The sequence below is a fragment of the Planctomonas deserti genome, assembly GCF_003067705.1.
Lineage (GTDB): Bacteria > Actinomycetota > Actinomycetes > Actinomycetales > Microbacteriaceae > Planctomonas > Planctomonas deserti.
Window position 1 is genome coordinate 1 of the sequence record NZ_QANL01000183.1, and the last position, 538, is coordinate 538.

At 68.8% G+C, this 538-nt stretch carries 1 protein-coding gene; it reads left to right on the plus strand.

Annotation, left to right across the window (positions count from 1 at the left end; genetic code table 11):
* Positions 1–538, plus strand: a 538-nt coding sequence (locus tag DAI20_RS20200; RefSeq protein WP_159085166.1) for a hypothetical protein, incomplete at both ends; no start/stop codon positions are given.

Below are 538 nucleotides of genomic sequence, written 5' to 3' on the forward strand. Positions count from 1 at the left end.
CAATGCCATCGGCGCCGGTGGTGTGGCAGATCGGGATGAAGCCTGCGCGACCCTGATGCGTGGCAGCGTGCTGCTGCCCGACTATCTGGAGCGCCTGCAGAACGGGCATCGCGATATTCCGATCGTGCTGATGCCGCTGCTCAACGAAATCCGTGCCGCGCGTGGCGAAGAGGGCGTGCATGACAGCGTGCTGCTGGCGTTCGCGCCGGACAGCGTCAGCGCCACCGAGGCCGAGCTGGACCATGCCCGGGGCAGCCTGAGCGGGCGCAACCGCGAGCTGCTGGATACCGTGGGCAGCGCGGTGAAGGAAGAACTGCTGCGCATCAAGGATGCGCTTGACCTGCACCTGCGCACCGGCGGTGCGCCGGAACAGCTGCAGACCCAGGCCAACGAGCTGGGCGCGGTGGCCGATACGCTGGGCATGATGGGCCTGGGCGTGGCCCGTGGCGTGGTCGTGCAGCAGCGCGACGCGCTGCGTGGCGTGGTCGAGGGCCGCCAGCAGATCGACGAGAACCTGCTGCTGGATATCGCCGGTGCG